Below are 17746 nucleotides of genomic sequence, written 5' to 3' on the forward strand. Positions count from 1 at the left end.
TTCGGATTGAGTTTAAGCAGTCAGCAAGAAAGCAAACAAGCCAAAACCTAGAATCAGACGGTAGATAACGAATGGTGTCATGCCCATGCGTGAAATCATCTTCAAGAAGAAGTGAATACAGATGTACGCACTGATAAACGAAGTCACAATGCCCGTTAATAGGAAGCCAACGTGTACTGGTTCACCGCTTGTCACCAACTTCATACCTAGGTAACCACCCGCCAAAGTAATGATTGGGATAGACATTAGGAATGAGAAACGTGCCGCCGCTTCACGAGTGAAACCAAGGTAAAGTGCCGCCGTGATTGTCGCACCAGAGCGTGAAGTACCAGGAATCATCGCGAGTGCTTGAGCAATACCGATAAACAGAGCCTTCTTCCAGCCAGTTTGGTACTCATCTGCCACTAGCTCTGCATTTTTATCTACCCACCAAAGCAGTAAGCCGAAAATGATAGTTGTGGTTGCAATCACGTAGGCACTACGTAGGTAAACCTCGATGATGTCTTTCATCAACAAGCCAAACACACAGGCAGGGATCGTTGCAATGACGATCATCCATGCCAGTTTGGCTTCTTTGCTGCGATCACCTTTAAAGATCGAAGCAAACAGTGCTTGGAAAAGCGTGATCACTTCTTGACGGAAGTAGATCACCACCGCCATCAACGTACCAACGTGAACGGCAACATCAAAGGCCAAACCTTGGTCTTCCCAACCAAGAATGGCAGAAGGCAGGATCAAGTGCGCAGAGCTGGAAATTGGTAAAAACTCTGTCAGACCCTGAATCAGAGCCAAAATAAAGGCTTCAAAGTAACTCATGTAAACAACTCAGATTAAAGTGAAAAAGAAACTGGTTTGAGTGAATCGACAGGCTGCATCACCTGCCAAATATCTGCGATTGTTCTTCCATCGCCGGGGATCACCAATTGAGGTTCGAGATCATACAGGGGCTTTGTTACAAAAGGATATTTGTAGATATCACTGCGAGGTAGCTCAGGTTTTTGCTGCGAAATGCACTCACCAAACAAGACTATATCGAGATCTAAAGTTCGATCCTGATACTTCTGCGCGTTTTCTTCACGCCCCCACTGAAATTCAATCTCGCGTAAGCGGTGACTCAACTCTTCGAGTGATAACTCCGTGGAAAAACTAATCACGAAGTTGTAGAAGTTTTGGCTGCTAAAGCCGATTGGCTCGCATTCGTATATCGGCGAAACACTCAGATCACATCCAAGCTTTTGCAGCTCTTGATAAGCCACAAGTGCGTGATGTTCTCGGTCAATATTGGTCCCTACACCGATATACGTTTTGATCATGCCTGACCTCGCTCAATCACAACGCCAACAGCGCGTGCTTGAGGAACAGCACCAGGTTTCGCTAAACGGATCTTCACCCAAGGAACAGAGAAACGTTGCATGATAAGCTCTGCGACTTCTTCTGCCACGCGTTCGACCAACAAGAAGCGACCATTTTCGATGTGATTCAACACCGCTTCGCTCACTTGTGAGTAATCCAACGCATCTTGAACATCATCACTCTTGCCCGCCGGCTTGTTGTCGTGCGCCATTTCGATGTCTAGAACTAGCTTCTGCTTGATTTGCTGTTCCCAATCGTAAACGCCGATGGTGGTGATCACTTCTAACTGTTCAATAAAAACTTTATCCAGAGCCATCTTATGTCCTTCTATTACAGAGGTCGGATACCCGATTTGGGCATTTTGATCGTACTATTCTATACCCAAGCAACCTGCTGCGGCCTTTAACCACGTCAATTGGTGGCAAAAAGTCGCTTGGGTATAAACTGCGAAGACTCTTTATATACAAGAAATCCCATAATGCAAGCTCTATCGCAGAGAGTATTTTTGCTCGCAGCCGAATCGCGGTATGATAGCAATTACTCAGGAACTGAGCATTAAATTCCAATCCATCAAGGACTTCTATGGACGCACTGGCACTAATAATGACAATGGCCGCCTATTTGCTGGGTTCGATCTCCAGTGCGGTTCTAATTTGTCGTTTGCTGAGACTGCCAGATCCACGCAAAGTTGGCTCGAATAACCCAGGCGCCACCAACGTATTACGTATTGGTGGTAAAGGGGCAGCGATTGCCGTATTGCTTTGCGATATGCTCAAAGGCACCATTCCAGTTTGGGGTGGCTACTTCCTTGGTATCGACCCAATCATCCTTGGTGTTATCGCCATCGCGGCCTGTCTTGGCCATATGTATCCGATCTTCTTTCACTTTAAAGGTGGCAAAGGCGTTGCAACGGCACTGGGCGCAATTGCGCCAATTGGTTTGGATTTAACTGGGCTGGTGATGCTCACTTGGCTCTCTGTTGCGGCTTTATTCCGCTACTCTTCCTTGGCTGCCTTGGTGACGGTTCTAGTTACTCCTTTTTATACTTGGATGTTCAAACCCCAATACACTCTGCCTGTGGCCATGTTGTGTTGTTTAATCGTCTTTAAGCACCATCAAAACATCCGCCGCTTACTGTCCGGTGAAGAACCCAAGATTGGCGAGAAGAAACTGATAGAAAAAAACTCGGCTTAATGCCGAGTTTTTTGTATTTGAATCATACTGTACAAGATTTTATGCATGTACTTTATTGAGGAAGTTCAACAGCATTTGGTTAACGAACTCTGGCTGTTCTAGAGAGCTGATATGTCCCGCTTCAGGAATCTCCACTAACTCACTGCCCGTAATGCAATCATTCATTAAGTAAGATTCAAACACTGGACGTGGCTTATCCTCACGACCAACCGCAATCAACGTTGGCAGTGCGAACATCTCAGAATCTTCAATCACATCACGACGACCAAACACCATGCGTCCAATACGAGCGACTTCAACGGCACGCTCACCTTGCAGAGCTTCCAGACTTTGTTTGAATGAAGCTACTAACTCAGGGCTAACTTGCTCGGCATTATTGGCAAAAAACAGCGGAGTGACGGCCTCAATAATTGGCGCTGGCACGGCTTGTACTTGGCTAATCGTATCTAACATCGCAAAGTACTTCTTGTGCGTCACTTCAGGCTCAAGCCCAATGAAGGTATCCATCAACACCAATGACTTCACACGCTGCGGCGCTTGAGAAGTCAGCTCTGCACCCCACATGCCGCCGACAGACAAACCAACAATAGAAAACTGTTCGATCTCCAAATGATCCATCAATGCCAGCATGTGCTGAGCGTAGTCCACCAAAGAACGGGTTGAAGCTGGCGCAGCATCTGACTCACCATGCCCCCAAAGGTCTGGCACAATACAACGGTACGATTGGCTCAACACTTCAATTTGTGGAGCCCACATTTGGCAATCCCAAAGGTAGCTGTGACCAAGCAGAAGCACAGGACCTTCGCCCTTGTCTAAGTAAGCAAGTTCTTGGCCTTCAATTTCAAACTTATTCATTGTTATATCCATTTCTTATTCTTGCGCATCATCCTATCACCAAAACAATATAGAACTGCTCGCATCAGTCAGACTTTCACATTAATTACACGAAGCCTTTCAATTCGTTAGCTAAAAATAAAGGCCTCTGATGAGCAGAGACCTTTATTGCCGTGAATCTATTTCAAACCTTCAGCAGAAGTTTGCTTACGCGATTGGCGTCAGTTGGTCAATTGGCCAACGTGGTCGTGCTTCCACGGCCATGTCTGACACTTCGCCATTCTTCAGGCGTTGCATACCAGCGTAGGCGATCATCGCACCGTTGTCGGTACAGAATTCCGTGCGTGGGTAGTAAACCTCACCACCGACTTTCTTCGCCAATTTCTCAAGCTCAGCACGCAGACGACGGTTAGCACTTACGCCGCCAGCAATAACGATGCGCTTCATGCCTGTTTGCTCTAGTGCACGCTTACATTTGATTGCGAGTGTTGCACACACGGCCTCTTCGAATGCTAAAGCGATGTCCGCGCGTGTTTGCTCGTCATCACCGTTTGCCGCAATAGTATTAGCAGTAAAAGTCTTTAGACCAGAGAAGCTCATGTCCAAACCTGGCACGTTGGTCATTGGACGTGGGAATTTAAAGCGACCCGGTGTGCCTTTTTCTGCCAGTTTAGACAGCAGTGGACCACCTGGGTAATCCAAGCCCATTAGCTTGGCGGTTTTATCGAACGCTTCACCCGCTGCGTCATCAATCGATTCACCTAGGATTTTGTACTCGCCGATGCCTTTCACTTCCACCATCATTGAGTGGCCACCTGATACCAATACCGCCACAAACGGGAACGGTGGTGGGTTATCTTCTAACATAGGCGCAAGAAGGTGACCTTCCATATGGTGAACAGGAACCGCAGGTACGCCCCAAGCGTAAGCAATGCTGCGACCAATCGTTGCACCAACAAGCAAAGCACCAACAAGACCAGGGCCTGCCGTGTACGCCACACCATCGATGTCTTTCGGGGTTAGGTTTGCTTCCTTTAGCGCCTCTTTAATGAGAGGAATGGTTTTCTTAACGTGGTCACGTGAAGCCAACTCAGGCACCACGCCACCGTAATCCGCGTGAAGTTTTACTTGGCTGTAAAGCTGGTGTGATAGCAGACCTTTTTCATCGTCGTAAATCGCGATGCCAGTCTCGTCACATGAGGTTTCAATACCGATAATGCGCATGGTTTTCTCAGTGGGCTTTCTATATAGAGGAAATTTGGGCGTCATATTACCTTGCCTTGGTGCTTCAAACAAATTTTGTACAGACAATAAGCGATAAAAGGCTTTACAAAGCTTATGTGATCGGATTAAAATTCCGCACCATTTTTGATCAAGCTGGTAATAGACCAAACAATTGTGATTTGGTTTACTGAAATCCAGCGTTAACGAATAACCCCTGAGGTGAAAGGCATATGCCAGTAGTTAAAGTACGTGAAAACGAACCGTTCGACGTTGCTCTACGTCGTTTCAAGCGCTCTTGCGAAAAAGCAGGTATCCTTTCTGAAGTGCGTCGTCGTGAGCACTACGAAAAACCAACTACAGTTCGCAAACGCGCTAAAGCAGCAGCTCAAAAGCGTCACGCTAAGAAGCTTGCTCGCGAAAACGCTCGTCGCGTTCGCCTGTACTAATAACTGAGCTCCGGAAAGGAATTTAGTTATGGCTCTGATTGATAAACTCAAAGAAGAGCAAAAATTAGCGATGAAAGCCAAGGACAAATTGCGCCTTGGTACTATTCGTTTAGCTCTATCAGCAATTAAGCAACGTGAAGTTGACGAACAGATCACTCTGGGCGACGACGACATTCTTGCTGTATTGACTAAGATGGTTAAACAACGTCGCGACTCTGTAACGCAATTTGAAGCAGCGGGTCGTCAAGATCTAGCTGATGCGGAACAAGCTGAAATTACGGTTCTTGAGGACTTTATGCCTCAACCACTGATAGACGAAGAAGTTGCTATTCTTATCGAGAATGCAATTGCGGAATCTGGTGCAGCTGGCATGCAAGACATGGGCAAAGTAATGGGCGTTCTGAAACCGCAAATTCAAGGGCGTGCAGATATGGGTAAAGTAAGCGGTCTAGTTCGCGCTAAATTGGCTTAATACCCCACCCAATTGCAGCAAGCCGTGCTATCCTTTGGAACGCACGGCTTGTTTGTATCTGGCAGAATGGAATAACAAAAAGCCGTACACATGCTTTTCTCTGTAACCCATTCACACCAATCATGATTTTCTTTTTTTGTTAGGTTTTATGGCTGGACACATCCCTCGCAGTTTTATTGATGACCTCCTAGCTCGACTCGATATTGTCGATATCATCGACGCGCGCGTAAAACTTAAGAAAAAAGGCAAAAACTACGGTGCTTGCTGCCCTTTCCATAATGAAAAGACCCCTTCTTTCAGTGTCAGCCAAGAGAAACAGTTTTATCACTGCTTTGGTTGTGGCGCGCACGGCAATGCCATCGACTTCATTATGGAGTTCGAACGTTTAGAGTTTGTAGAAGCGATTGAAGAACTGGCGTCTTATCTTGGTTTGGACGTACCACGCGAACAGCGCAGTGGTGGCGGTGGTCAGTTTAAATCTGGCCCTCAAGCAAGCAGCAGTGAAAAACGCAGTCTTTACGATTTGATGGGCAGCATTGCTCAGTTTTATCGTAACCAACTCAAGCAGCCAGCAAGCAAAGTGGCGATTGAGTACCTGAAAGATCGCGGTCTATCTGGCGAAATCGTACAGAAGTTTGGCATCGGCTATGTAGCTGATGAATGGGATTTAGTCCGTAAGAACTTCGGCCAGAACAAAGACAACCAAGACATGCTGGTAACTGGTGGCATGTTGATCGAGAACGACAAAGGTAACCGTTATGACCGCTTTCGTGGTCGTATCATGTTTCCAATTCGTGATCGTCGTGGCCGAGTGATTGGATTTGGTGGTCGCGTCCTTGGCGACGGTACTCCGAAATACCTAAACTCACCAGAAACGCCTATCTTCCATAAAGGTAAAGAGCTTTATGGCCTTTATGAAGTTTTACAGGCATATCGTGAACCACCACGAATTTTAGTGGTTGAAGGTTACATGGATGTGGTGGCTTTGGCGCAATATGGCGTAGATTACTCTGTCGCGTCATTGGGCACGTCAACGACCGGTGACCACATTCAAATGCTGTTCCGACAAACCAACACCGTTGTGTGTTGTTATGACGGTGACCGAGCAGGTAAAGAAGCCGCATGGCGCGCGTTAGAGAACGCACTTCAATACCTAAAAACAGGTAACACATTGAAGTTCTTGTTCTTACCTGATGGTGAAGACCCGGACAGCTACGTTCGCAAATACGGCAAGCAAGCCTTCGAACAACAAATTGAACAAGCGACACCGCTTTCGAGCTATCTTTTCGATAACCTGATTGAATTGCACCAAATCAACTTGGGCAACAATGAAGGTAAATCCGCACTGCGTGCCTACGCGAGTGCCTTAATCGACAAGATACCTGATCCCTACTTTCAGGAGTTACTCGAAAAGCTGCTTGATGAACGCACGGGCTTTGATAACCGCTTACGCCAGCCGCGTAAGAAGACGAGCGAAACTCGACCTCAGCCGCACAAAGAGATCAAACGAACTCCTATGCGCGAGGTAATCGCTCTACTTATTCAAAATCCGAGCTATGCTCAAATGGTACCTGATTTGTCTTCGGTAAGAGATTTATCAATACCAGGACTAAGTTTATTTGTTGATGTACTTGATAAATGTCAGGCACATCCCCATATCAACACAGGCCAATTATTAGAGCATTGGCGAAATAGCCAAAATGAGACCCTTCTGTCTCGTCTAGCGAGCTGGGATATTCCCCTCGTAGAAGACAACCTAGAAGAAATATTTTTAGACTCACTGGATAAAATTATTGCCCAGTGCGTAGAAAAGCAAATTGAAAACCTGCAGGCCAAAGCAAGAAGTGTCGGTTTATCAGCCGAAGAGAAAAGGGAGCTGCTAGCTTTAATGCTAGATTTAAAAGCGTAACCCTGATTAATTAGTCAGCAACAATTAAATTTGCTATAGTAAGTGGTTTGCATTTCGCATACTAATTCCTTCACCAGATTACGAAGTTGGATACCGTCTATGGATCAAAATCCGCAGTCACAGCTAAAGTTACTTGTTATCAAAGGCAAGGAACAAGGCTATCTGACCTACGCCGAAGTAAATGACCACCTGCCTGCTGAAATCGTAGATTCAGAACAGGTAGAAGACATCATTCAGATGATCAACGATATGGGTATCAAGGTAGTAGAAACTGCCCCTGATGCCGATGATCTAGCACTGAACGATGACACAAACATTACCGATGAAGATGCAGCAGAAGCTGCAGCAGCAGCACTTTCTAGCGTAGAAAGTGAAATTGGTCGTACAACAGACCCAGTACGTATGTACATGCGTGAAATGGGTACTGTAGAGCTGCTGACTCGCGAAGGCGAAATCGACATCGCAAAACGTATTGAAGAAGGTATTAACCAAGTTCAATCGTCTGTTGCTGAATACCCTGGCACTATCCCATACATTCTTGAGCAATTTGACAAAGTTCAAGCAGAAGAACTTCGTCTAACAGACCTAATCTCTGGATTTGTTGACCCTGATGCAGACGACACAGCTGCACCAACAGCAACGCACATCGGTTCTGAACTGACTGAATCTCAGCTAGAAGAAGAAGACGAAGAAGACGTTGATGAAGACGAAGAAAGCGATGACGATTCAGATGAATCTGAAGAAGATGTTGGTATCGACCCAGAGCTAGCGCTTGAGAAATTCAACCAGCTACGCAGCACATACCAAAACCTTCAGCTTGCAATCAACGAGCACGGTTACGAGAGCCCGAAAGCAACAGTAGCTAACGAGTTGATGCTAGACGTATTCAAAGAATTCCGTCTAACGCCAAAACAGTTTGATCACCTAGTGAATGAACTGCGCACAGCGATGGATCGCGTTCGTACTCAAGAACGTTTGATCATGAAGGCTGCTGTTGAATACGGCAAAATGCCGAAGAAATCGTTCATTGCACTGTTCACAGGCAACGAATCTAGCGAAGCATGGTTGGATGAAATCCTATCATCTGACAAGCCATACGCTGAAAAAATCAAACGTAGCGAAGAAGAAATCCGTCGTTCAATCACTAAACTAAAAATGATTGAAGAAGAGACTTCTCTAAACGTTCAAAACATTAAAGACATCAGCCGTCGCATGTCTATCGGTGAAGCAAAAGCTCGCCGTGCGAAGAAAGAGATGGTTGAAGCGAACTTACGTCTAGTAATTTCTATCGCGAAGAAATACACCAACCGTGGTCTACAGTTCTTGGATCTAATCCAAGAAGGTAACATTGGTCTGATGAAAGCGGTAGATAAGTTCGAATACCGTCGTGGTTACAAGTTCTCGACTTACGCAACGTGGTGGATCCGTCAGGCAATCACCCGTTCAATCGCGGACCAAGCACGTACGATTCGTATTCCGGTACACATGATCGAAACGATCAACAAGCTAAACCGTATCTCTCGCCAAATGCTGCAAGAGATGGGTCGTGAGCCGCTACCGGAAGAACTGGCAGAGCGCATGCAGATGCCAGAAGACAAGATTCGTAAAGTACTGAAAATCGCTAAAGAGCCAATCTCTATGGAGACACCAATCGGTGACGACGAAGATTCGCATCTAGGTGATTTCATCGAAGATACTACGCTAGAACTACCGCTAGATTCTGCAACTGCGACAAGCCTAAAAATGGCAACAAAAGACGTACTTGCAGGTCTAACACCACGTGAAGCAAAAGTTCTTCGTATGCGCTTTGGTATCGACATGAACACTGACCACACTCTAGAAGAAGTTGGTAAGCAGTTCGACGTTACTCGTGAACGTATCCGTCAGATCGAAGCGAAAGCACTACGTAAACTGCGTCACCCAAGCCGCTCAGAAACACTGCGCAGCTTCCTAGACGAGTAATCGAAGCGATTAAAATCAAAAAAGGTGACCAACGGTCACCTTTTTTATTATCCGTGAAGCTAAGTGAATAAAAACTAAGCGCAATTGCCCTACCTAGTGGCTAGACACCTTGCAACGCTTCCCCTATAATCGTTGACCTATTAAGGCCCCTTAGCTCAGTGGTTAGAGCAGTCGACTCATAATCGATTGGTCCCCAGTTCAAGTCTGGGAGGGGCCACCAAATTCAGAAGGCTCGTAGAGAAATCTACGGGCCTTTGTTGTATCTGGAAGACAGAGATTCCATCCAATACGACTCAACACTAACTTTAGAAGTAGTTTAGAGCTAAGGGCGCTCCAACTCAAGCTTGCTGACTTGGTAATCCTCTGTCGCTGCGACTAAGTCAGGGCGATTAATGACTTTCCACAAGAAATAAGGCGGGATCAGAAACGCGACGAAGTAAAACGATTCGTGGAAGAAGATATGCGCGATATTTTCTTGATGCTCGCACAGTGCAGCAAGGGCGCAGAAATCCAATAAGATACTCAAAACCCCGAACACCACAGAGACCACGATGGTCAAACCTAGTAACTCTCTGAGGTAATGTTTAAATGCCATTCTAGTAATTCCTTCTAGCTAATCAGTGCGGTCAAAATTACGCCTCTAACTCCTTCTCTGAATTGACTTTTATCAACTTCATCGCCAAACAAATAAGAACTTAGTTTTATAAAAGATCACTTGCACAAATCAGAAAAAGAGCGGCAATTAAAATGCAATTAATTGAACATTAAAAAAGCCAATCAAATGACTGGCTTCTACTGTTGTTCAGGGTTAGCAAGAAATAGAGTTAATCCGACAAGTAATATTGAACGGTTGAAACAACGCGTACTTTCTTAATATAAGGCGTGTTGCTATCACGATCGTAAATAGAGAACTGACCTTGCGTCGCACGCTTGATTTTACCAAGCGAGCTTTGCGAATCTTTGGCGAACTTCTCTGCCACTTCACGAGCATTCTTGGTCGCTTCCTCAATCATATCTGGCTTGATGTCATTGAGCTTGGTAAAGCTGTACTCAACACGATTTGCATAAGGGTCTTGGTTAAGTAAAACGCCCTGTTTACCTAGCTCACCAATTTCATTGATCGCCGTTCTGACGACATCAATATTCTGGCTATAAACCGTCACCGTTCGATTGGCTAAGTAACGATACTCAATGTCCTGCTCATTGCCGTACTGCTGCGCTTTGCGGTCTGTTACTGCGGGAGAGGAAAGAGAAAAGTTTGATTCATCCAACCCTTTAGCAGCCAGAAAATCGAGCACCAGCTTAGTTTGCTGATCAATCTCATCAAACATCGTCGGCATATCATTACTCGCAACCGTAAACTGAATTGGCCAAATCACCGTATCTGCTGGGTACTCTCGCTCAGATAAGCCCTTTACCGTCACGACGCGTTCATAGGCTTTGTATTTTACCGCGGTCTGTTGAATGAAAAAGCCCAACACTCCTAACCCGATGATTAAGCACAGCCCTAGCCACAGTGACGACTTATTGGAAATCCGCTCCATTCATCCTCCTAATTTCGTTAAACCAATCAATTTGTTATCTAGATAACATAGCCCAGATACCGCAGGAAAATAGCGACTGAAAGCTAAGTTTTTGTCATATCGCTCGAAATGATAAGCGCAATAGCATAAAATCGAACAGTGTTTTATTTTCAAGTTTCATTACTATGTTAAAAACAAAGTTGATGGTGTTGCTCAGTGGCCTACTCGTCTCTGCCTCTTGTTTGAGTGCTGACGAGATTTCCTCTGAAGAGATGAGTAAAGAACAAGTTGTCGAAAACGCAGCTCTAGACGAGTCAGCGATTGCTTGTACTGAGGAGCATTGCGAAGGCAAGGGCTTTGATGGGCGTATTCTGTTAGACAACGAGCCAACCAAGCAGGTATTGAGCTCTCTCGAAAGCCTGGGGGAAACACTGAACTCGTTGAGTTTCTTAATGTTCGCTGGGGATAAAACCTAACGCAACCATTGGTAACTCTCGCCTCAATGCCTTTGGTCAATAAAGCTTCATTGGTTTGTCACCAAAGGCTCATGCTTTTGCCTCTTTACTGTCATATGTAATTTCTACTATCCAATCAGCAACTTGTACGCTGAGGTAAATATGGATAGTTCGACCCCTTTTCGTCTCCCACGTAAAACGCCGTTTGGCATTGGTGAAAACGTTGCTGAATGGGCAACTGGTTTAAACCAACTTGATAAGTTCTACGCCCAACGCCCTGTTAATGCCGATACCAAAACTTTTCTTCGCTTCACGCTGGATATCTTAGGTATCGACTATCGCATTGTTCATGGTTCACTCGACTCAGTTCCTAAACAAGGTGCTACCGTCATTGTGGCGAACCACCCGCTTGGTTGTGTGGAAGGCGTGATCTTGGCTGAATTACTGTTGATGGTCAGAGGCGATATCCAAATCCTAGCTAATCAATACCTTAAAACCGTGCCCGAGTTAGATCAGCTCTTTATTGGTGTCGATGTATTTGAAGGCAAAGACGCCGTCAAATCGAATATGAAAGCCCTGAGAGCGGCCAATAAACACCTCGCAAGTGGCGGCTTATTGCTTGTCTTTCCTGCCGGCGAGGTTTCCCAGTTAGTCGATGCCAAACAGCAACGCTTGGAAGACAAAGCGTGGAGTCGAAGCGTAAGCAGCCTAATCCGAAAAAACAAAGCAACAACAGTTCCAGTGTTCATCAGTGGTCAGAACTCGAAACGCTTCTATATGGCAGGGAAAATCCATCCACTTTTGCGTACCCTAATGCTCGGGCGGGAGCTACTGAACAAACAAGCACAAACTATCGATTTATCTTTTGGCCAAGCGATCAAATTCAAAGAGCTACACACACTTAGCGATGATCAAGTGGTGAACTATTTACGGCTCAACACTTACTTACTCAATCGTGGAACCCAATCGGTAAAACCCTCTGCCTCATCAGAACAACTCTCTCCAATAGCGGCAGGGTTACCCGTAGGCGAATTGCTTGAAGAGCTGAACAGCTTACCAAAAGAGTCCAAGCTGCTAACAAGTGGTGACTTCGATGTCTACTGCACGGAGTCGCAGAATATCCCTTCCCTACTGCATGAAATTGGTCGCCTGCGTGAGCTCAATTTTCGACAGGTTGGCGAAGGGACGGGACTAGCAATAGACATTGACCATTTCGATCATGATTACCTGCATCTGTTTGTGTGGGACAGAGAAAACCAATGCTTGGTGGGCGCGTATCGTTTAGGTCTGGTTGATCAACTGATTGAAAAGCGCGGCGTAGCAGGTCTGTATTCACGAACGTTGTTTAACTATGACCAACGCTTTATCGACCAAATGGGTAAATCCATCGAAATGGGGCGCTCAGTGATTGCGCAGCAATACCAAAAGAGTATGAGCGCGCTACTGCTGCTGTGGAAAGGCATCGCAACCTTCGTGCATAAAAACCCAGATTACACTCACCTATTTGGTCCGGTAAGCATTAGCAACGACTATAGCGATACTGCACGCCAACTGCTGGCTCAATCAATGACACTGCACCACTACGATAGCAACTGCGCAGAGTACGTCACACCGTCTAACCCACTTCCTGAGCACCACCGTGACTGGAACACCAGCATGCTTACTGCTCTGGGAGATTTACAGTTACTATCACGCGTAATTGCCAGAATCGATGAAGGGAAAGGTGTGCCCGTTTTACTGCGTCAGTACTTAAGCCTCAATGGCAAACTGGTGTGCTTTAATGTCGATCCTGCATTCAATAACGCTCTAGATGGGTTGATTACGGTGGATTTGCGCGATGTTCAAGAAAAGACGTTGGCAAGGTATATGGGACGCGAGCAAACTCATGAATACCTCACCTACCATGCTAATAGCAACCATAAGTAAGGGCAGTGAGTAAGAAGGGAGTTGTGAGTCAATAAAAGCAGTGTAGCGACTCTCTTTTACTTTTCTATCAATTAGATAAGAGCACTTCGTGAAGCACGCCGAAAAGACTCTTATAAATACATTCTATCGAAGAGTCGCAATGACATTGGTCACACAATCCCGTCGCAAACTTTCACAAAACACCCAAAACGACTCAGATCACACTTTATACCCAGACCAAACCAACACAAAATGTGACATTGATCATCACTGGTATTTAATTTGAATTTCAAAAGAAATCAAAAGTGATCAAAATCACAAAGTATTTTGATTTTAAATTTGTCAGAAGATCGAATTGATCACTAAGATTTTTATTGACAGATTTGAAAGTGGCTTTTTGTTATTAAGTTACAAGTTAATAAGTTGAACTTGGTCACTTAAAAACCGTTTCTCAGCCTAAGAAATGCGGGCGTAGATCACGAAAAACCCGTTGTCAGTTCCAATTGGAAAATGTGTGGTAAATTGATTGGGTACTAAGCAATCAAACAAACGGTTTTGGCGAACCGTTTACTACAACAAGATTCATCAGAACATCGAACGGGGAATTGTTATGATATCACCAGATGCCAAGATCAAGATACAAAATTTTGGTCGTTTTCTGTCAAACATGGTAATGCCAAACATCGGCGCGTTTATCGCGTGGGGCTTTATCACTGCTCTATTTATCCCAACTGGATGGCTACCAAACGAAACGTTAGCCTCTATGGTTGGCCCAATGATTACTTACTTGCTGCCACTACTTATCGGTTACACCGGTGGTAAATTAGTTGGTGGCGATCGTGGTGCGGTAGTCGGTGCAATCACAACAATGGGTGTGATTGTCGGCACAGACATCCCAATGTTTATGGGTGCAATGATGGTCGGCCCAATGGGCGGTTGGGCTATCAAGAAATTCGATAACTACATCGATGGTAAAGTAAAAAGTGGCTTCGAGATGTTGGTTAACAACTTCTCTGCGGGCATCATCGGCATGCTATGTGCGATCCTTGCTTTCATCTTTATCGGTCCATTCGTAAAAATTCTTTCTGGTGGCTTGGCGGCAGGCGTTAACTTCCTAGTTTCTGCTCACCTACTACCACTAACTTCAATCTTCGTTGAACCTGCGAAGATCCTGTTCCTAAACAACGCGATCAACCACGGTATCTTCTCTCCGCTAGGTATCCAACAAGCGTCTGAGACAGGTCAATCGATCTTCTTCCTAATCGAAGCAAACCCAGGTCCTGGTCTAGGTATCCTGCTAGCTTACATGGTGTTTGGTAAAGGTACGGCTCGTCAAACTGCAGGTGGTGCATCAATCATCCACTTCTTCGGCGGTATCCACGAGATTTACTTCCCATACATCCTAATGAACCCTCGCCTAATCCTTGCGGCTATCGCAGGTGGTATGACTGGCGTATTCGTTCTAACTATCTTTAACGCAGGTATCGTTTCTCCAGCATCACCAGGTTCAATCTTTGCAATCTTGTTGATGACTCAGAAAGGCTCAATCGTTGGTGTTCTAGCGTCTATCGCAGCAGCAACAGGTGTGTCATTCGCGGTAGCAGCACTACTAATGAAGACACAAACGTCAACAGAAGAAGACGGTGATGAAGCAGCACTAGAGAAAGCAACATCACAAATGAAAGACATGAAATCTGCATCTAAAAACGATGCGGTGGTAAACAGCCAAAGCAAAGGTGACGTAGACCTAGCGACAGTACAAAGCATCATTGTCGCTTGTGATGCGGGCATGGGATCGAGTGCAATGGGCGCGAGCATGCTACGCAAAAAGGTTCAAGACGCAGGTCTGAACATCCACGTAACCAACCTTGCCATTAATAGCTTACCAGAGAGTGCAGATATCGTGATTACTCATAAAGACTTAACGGATCGTGCACGTAAGCATGCTCCAAACGCACACCACATTTCATTGACTAACTTCCTTGATAGCGAAATGTACAACCAGCTAGTCACCAAACTACTAGCAGCACAAAACCAATCCGCAGCCAATGACGACCAGATGGTAAAAGTGTCAGTCATGGCGGCAAACGACGACAGCTTTGAGCCACAACAACCATCGGTATTCCAAATCCAGCGTGAGAACATTCACCTAGGTTTGAAAGCAGCCAACAAAGAAGAAGCCATTCGCTTTGCAGGCAACAAATTGGTTGAACTTGGCTACGCAGAACCAGAATACGTAGACGCGATGTTTGAGCGTGAAGCGTTGGTTCCAACTTACCTAGGCGAATCTATCGCAGTACCTCACGGTACGGTAGAAGCGAAAGACCGCGTGAAGAAAACCGGCATTGTAATCTGCCAATACCCATCGGGTATCCAATTTACTGAAGACGACGATGATGTAGCGAAACTGGTTATCGGCATTGCCGCTAAGAACGATGAGCACATCCAGGTGATTACCACCATTACAAACGCGCTCGATGAGCCGGAGACAATTGAGAAGCTAACTAGCACCAACGATGTAGAAGAGATTCTGAACATCCTTGGCGGCCAGCAAGCGGCTTAATCACTCCCTTTAATTTGCTCCTGAGCAAACCGAGGTCAGCTGTCACCCCCTATGCGGTTGGCCTCACCCTAAATTCGTTTAGTCAACATTTCAGACATTGGTAGGTAAGAATTATGAAAAACGCAGTTCATTTTGGCGCAGGTAACATTGGTCGTGGCTTCATCGGTAAACTATTAGCAGACGCAGAAGTCGAGGTGACATTCGCAGATGTTGATGCACCACTCGTCGACCAACTGAGTCACAAGCAAGAATACAAAGTAAAAGTGGTCGGTACTGAGTGCCAAATCGACACAGTAACTCACGTCACCGCGGTTAACTCAGCTAGTGAAGATGTCATCGACCGCATTGTAAAAACCGACTTGGTAACAACAGCAGTGGGCCCTAACGTACTGGACATCATTGCAAAAACCATCGCTACCGGCATTGCTAAGCGCTTTGCAGCAGGTAACGATAAACCATTGAACATCATCGCGTGTGAAAACATGGTTCGTGGCACCACACACCTAAAAGGTGAGGTGTACAAACACTTAGATGAATCATTGCACGCAAAAGCAGACGAGTTGGTTGGCTTTGTCGATTCAGCGGTAGACCGCATCGTACCACCAGCAGAAGCGGCGAACGATGACCCACTAGAAGTGACGGTAGAAAGCTTTAGCGAATGGATTGTGGATGAGCAGCAATTCAAGGGCGAAATCCCTGACATCGCAGGCATGGAAAGAACCAACAACCTAATGGCATTTGTAGAACGCAAGCTGTTCACTCTCAATACAGGTCACTGCATTACCGCTTACCTAGGTTGCTTGAAAGGCCATCGCACCATTCGTGAAGCGATTGAAGACCCAAGTATTCATGCTGAAGTAAAACAGGCGATGCAAGAGAGTGGTGAAGTGCTGATCAAACGTTACGGTTTCGACCGTGACATGCACAATGCTTACATCGAGAAGATTCTAGGACGCTTTGCCAACCCATACTTAGTGGATGAGGTTGATCGCGTAGGTCGTCAACCAATTCGTAAATTAGGTGCAAACGATAGATTAGTGAAGCCTTTACTCGGTACAATTGAGTATGGCACTGAAAATAAAACACTTTTGAAAGGCATTGCCGCTGCGTTGAAGTACACTAACGACACTGACCCACAAGCCGTAGAGCTACAAAACTCATTAAAAGAAGTGGGTGTGAAGAAGACGCTAGCGACATACACAGGTCTTGCAGAAAACAGTGCTGAAGTGACTCAAATCGAGACACTTTACAACCAACTTTGATTTACCTAGGGGAGCTTGGCTCCCCTTCTATATCCATCTCCATTGAAGAGTTGGGATAGCTAATAATTAGAAATGTATTCAGTATATGGCAGATAACATCAACGAAACCGAGATCATTGAGCGATTAAACAGCGCACCATCGGTACGAGGCTTTTTCATTGCAGCAGTCGACGTTTTTAACGATTCGATCGACGGGTTAGTGCAACGAATTTTTCGTAAAGATAACTTCGCTGTTCAATCGGTTGTCGGTCCGCTGTTACAAGACTCGGGACCGCTGGGCGATCTGTCTGTTCGTTTGAAGTTATTGTTTGGCTTGGGTGTGCTTCCCGATGATATTTACCACGACATCGAAGACATCATTAAGCTCAAAAACCATCTCAATAGCGACGCTTCTGACTACGAGTTCACGGACCCTAATATTCTAGATCCAATCAAAAAGCTGCATTTGGTGAAGAAGATGGGCATGGTGCAACTGGAAGTCAACGAACCAGATGACGACATCGACCTTGAGTTTTATCAGCTACAACTGCAACGTCAACAACAAATCATTAAGTCAGGGCTCTCGCTTGCGATTGTCGAGATCTGCAATGAACTCGGCAAAGAGAGCCCATTCTAACGCCACATTTTATACCCAAGCTACCTTC

The 17746-nt window shown here is 45.6% G+C and carries 17 protein-coding genes and 1 tRNA gene; 11 read left to right on the forward strand and 7 right to left on the reverse strand.

Going from position 1 to position 17746, the window contains the following annotated elements:
• Positions 1 to 12 precede the first annotated feature (12 nt).
• From ACLIIY_RS13190 to folB, 3 genes are read right to left on the reverse strand one after another with little or no spacing between them, the layout of a single operon-like run.
• Positions 13 to 816, reverse strand: a complete 804-nt coding sequence (locus tag ACLIIY_RS13190) for an undecaprenyl-diphosphate phosphatase (protein ID WP_005436046.1) — start codon at positions 814 to 816, stop codon at positions 13 to 15.
• 14 nt (positions 817 to 830) lie between these two features.
• Positions 831 to 1313, reverse strand: coding sequence for a 2-amino-4-hydroxy-6-hydroxymethyldihydropteridine diphosphokinase (folK, locus tag ACLIIY_RS13195; RefSeq protein WP_039841437.1), 483 nt, complete (start codon positions 1311 to 1313; stop codon positions 831 to 833).
• Entirely contained in the window at positions 1310 to 1669 is a 360-nt protein-coding gene (gene folB, locus ACLIIY_RS13200; protein ID WP_005436044.1) for a bifunctional dihydroneopterin aldolase/7,8-dihydroneopterin epimerase, read from the reverse strand. The genes folK and folB overlap by 4 nt, the downstream gene beginning before the upstream one ends.
• A 266-nt stretch (positions 1670 to 1935) precedes the next feature.
• Between folB and plsY the strand changes: the two genes are divergently transcribed.
• Positions 1936 to 2547: a glycerol-3-phosphate 1-O-acyltransferase PlsY gene (plsY, locus tag ACLIIY_RS13205; protein ID WP_009707765.1), complete on the forward strand. Its 612-nt coding sequence runs from the start codon at positions 1936 to 1938 to the stop codon at positions 2545 to 2547.
• 39 nt (positions 2548 to 2586) lie between these two features.
• Here the strand turns inward: plsY and ACLIIY_RS13210 are convergent, their stop codons facing one another.
• Together ACLIIY_RS13210 and tsaD are read right to left on the reverse strand one after the other, a co-directional pair.
• Entirely contained in the window at positions 2587 to 3402 is an 816-nt protein-coding gene (locus ACLIIY_RS13210) for an alpha/beta fold hydrolase (protein WP_434527717.1), read from the reverse strand.
• A gap of 186 nt (positions 3403 to 3588) precedes the next feature.
• Positions 3589 to 4605 carry a tRNA (adenosine(37)-N6)-threonylcarbamoyltransferase complex transferase subunit TsaD gene (tsaD, locus tag ACLIIY_RS13215; RefSeq protein ID WP_009707767.1) on the reverse strand — a complete coding sequence of 339 codons (1017 nt, stop codon included), beginning with the start codon at positions 4603 to 4605 and terminating at the stop codon, positions 3589 to 3591.
• A 230-nt stretch (positions 4606 to 4835) separates the two neighbouring features.
• On the opposite strand from tsaD, the gene rpsU reads away from it, so the two are divergent.
• The 5 genes from rpsU to ACLIIY_RS13240 all read left to right on the forward strand — a co-directional run bounded on the left by rpsU (position 4836) and on the right by ACLIIY_RS13240 (position 9614).
• Positions 4836 to 5051 (forward strand): 30S ribosomal protein S21, encoded by a 216-nt coding sequence (gene rpsU, locus ACLIIY_RS13220; RefSeq protein WP_001145625.1) that lies wholly within the window; start codon positions 4836 to 4838, stop codon positions 5049 to 5051.
• Positions 5052 to 5079: 28 nt separating this feature from the next.
• Positions 5080 to 5523: a GatB/YqeY domain-containing protein gene (locus ACLIIY_RS13225; RefSeq protein WP_434527718.1), complete on the forward strand. Its 444-nt coding sequence runs from the start codon at positions 5080 to 5082 to the stop codon at positions 5521 to 5523.
• A 148-nt stretch (positions 5524 to 5671) separates the two neighbouring features.
• The gene (gene dnaG / locus ACLIIY_RS13230; protein ID WP_005436030.1) at positions 5672 to 7432 is read left to right on the forward strand and encodes a DNA primase; all 1761 of its coding nucleotides are present in this window, start codon (positions 5672 to 5674) and stop codon (positions 7430 to 7432) included.
• Between the two features lie 99 nt (positions 7433 to 7531).
• On the forward strand, positions 7532 to 9394 hold the full coding sequence (rpoD, locus tag ACLIIY_RS13235) for an RNA polymerase sigma factor RpoD (RefSeq protein ID WP_122068245.1): 1863 nt from the start codon (positions 7532 to 7534) through the stop codon (positions 9392 to 9394).
• Positions 9395 to 9538: 144 nt separating this feature from the next.
• A tRNA-Ile gene (locus ACLIIY_RS13240) sits at positions 9539 to 9614 on the forward strand.
• 102 nt (positions 9615 to 9716) lie between these two features.
• Here the strand turns inward: ACLIIY_RS13240 and ACLIIY_RS13245 are convergent.
• The gene (locus tag ACLIIY_RS13245; protein WP_005436028.1) at positions 9717 to 9989 is read right to left on the reverse strand and encodes a hypothetical protein; all 273 of its coding nucleotides are present in this window, start codon (positions 9987 to 9989) and stop codon (positions 9717 to 9719) included.
• Positions 9990 to 10218: 229 nt separating this feature from the next.
• Positions 10219 to 10938 (reverse strand): SIMPL domain-containing protein, encoded by a 720-nt coding sequence (locus ACLIIY_RS13250; protein WP_434527719.1) that lies wholly within the window; start codon positions 10936 to 10938, stop codon positions 10219 to 10221.
• Positions 10939 to 11102: 164 nt separating this feature from the next.
• On the opposite strand from ACLIIY_RS13250, the gene ACLIIY_RS13255 reads away from it, so the two are divergent.
• The 5 genes from ACLIIY_RS13255 to ACLIIY_RS13275 all read left to right on the forward strand — a co-directional run bounded on the left by ACLIIY_RS13255 (position 11103) and on the right by ACLIIY_RS13275 (position 17718).
• Entirely contained in the window at positions 11103 to 11393 is a 291-nt protein-coding gene (locus ACLIIY_RS13255; protein WP_434527720.1) for a hypothetical protein, read from the forward strand.
• Between the two features lie 141 nt (positions 11394 to 11534).
• The gene (locus ACLIIY_RS13260) at positions 11535 to 13298 is read left to right on the forward strand and encodes a lysophospholipid acyltransferase family protein (RefSeq protein ID WP_434527721.1); all 1764 of its coding nucleotides are present in this window, start codon (positions 11535 to 11537) and stop codon (positions 13296 to 13298) included.
• A 589-nt stretch (positions 13299 to 13887) separates the two neighbouring features.
• On the forward strand, positions 13888 to 15840 hold the full coding sequence (locus tag ACLIIY_RS13265) for a PTS mannitol transporter subunit IICBA (RefSeq protein ID WP_331404620.1): 1953 nt from the start codon (positions 13888 to 13890) through the stop codon (positions 15838 to 15840).
• Positions 15841 to 15953: 113 nt separating this feature from the next.
• Positions 15954 to 17102, forward strand: a complete 1149-nt coding sequence (locus ACLIIY_RS13270; RefSeq protein ID WP_042599767.1) for a mannitol-1-phosphate 5-dehydrogenase — start codon at positions 15954 to 15956, stop codon at positions 17100 to 17102.
• 85 nt (positions 17103 to 17187) lie between these two features.
• The gene (locus tag ACLIIY_RS13275) at positions 17188 to 17718 is read left to right on the forward strand and encodes an MltR family transcriptional regulator (RefSeq protein WP_005437418.1); all 531 of its coding nucleotides are present in this window, start codon (positions 17188 to 17190) and stop codon (positions 17716 to 17718) included.
• Positions 17719 to 17746: the final 28 nt, after the last annotated feature.

Source organism: Vibrio sp. K4 (assembly GCF_051122595.1).
Classification (GTDB): domain Bacteria; phylum Pseudomonadota; class Gammaproteobacteria; order Enterobacterales; family Vibrionaceae; genus Vibrio; species Vibrio owensii.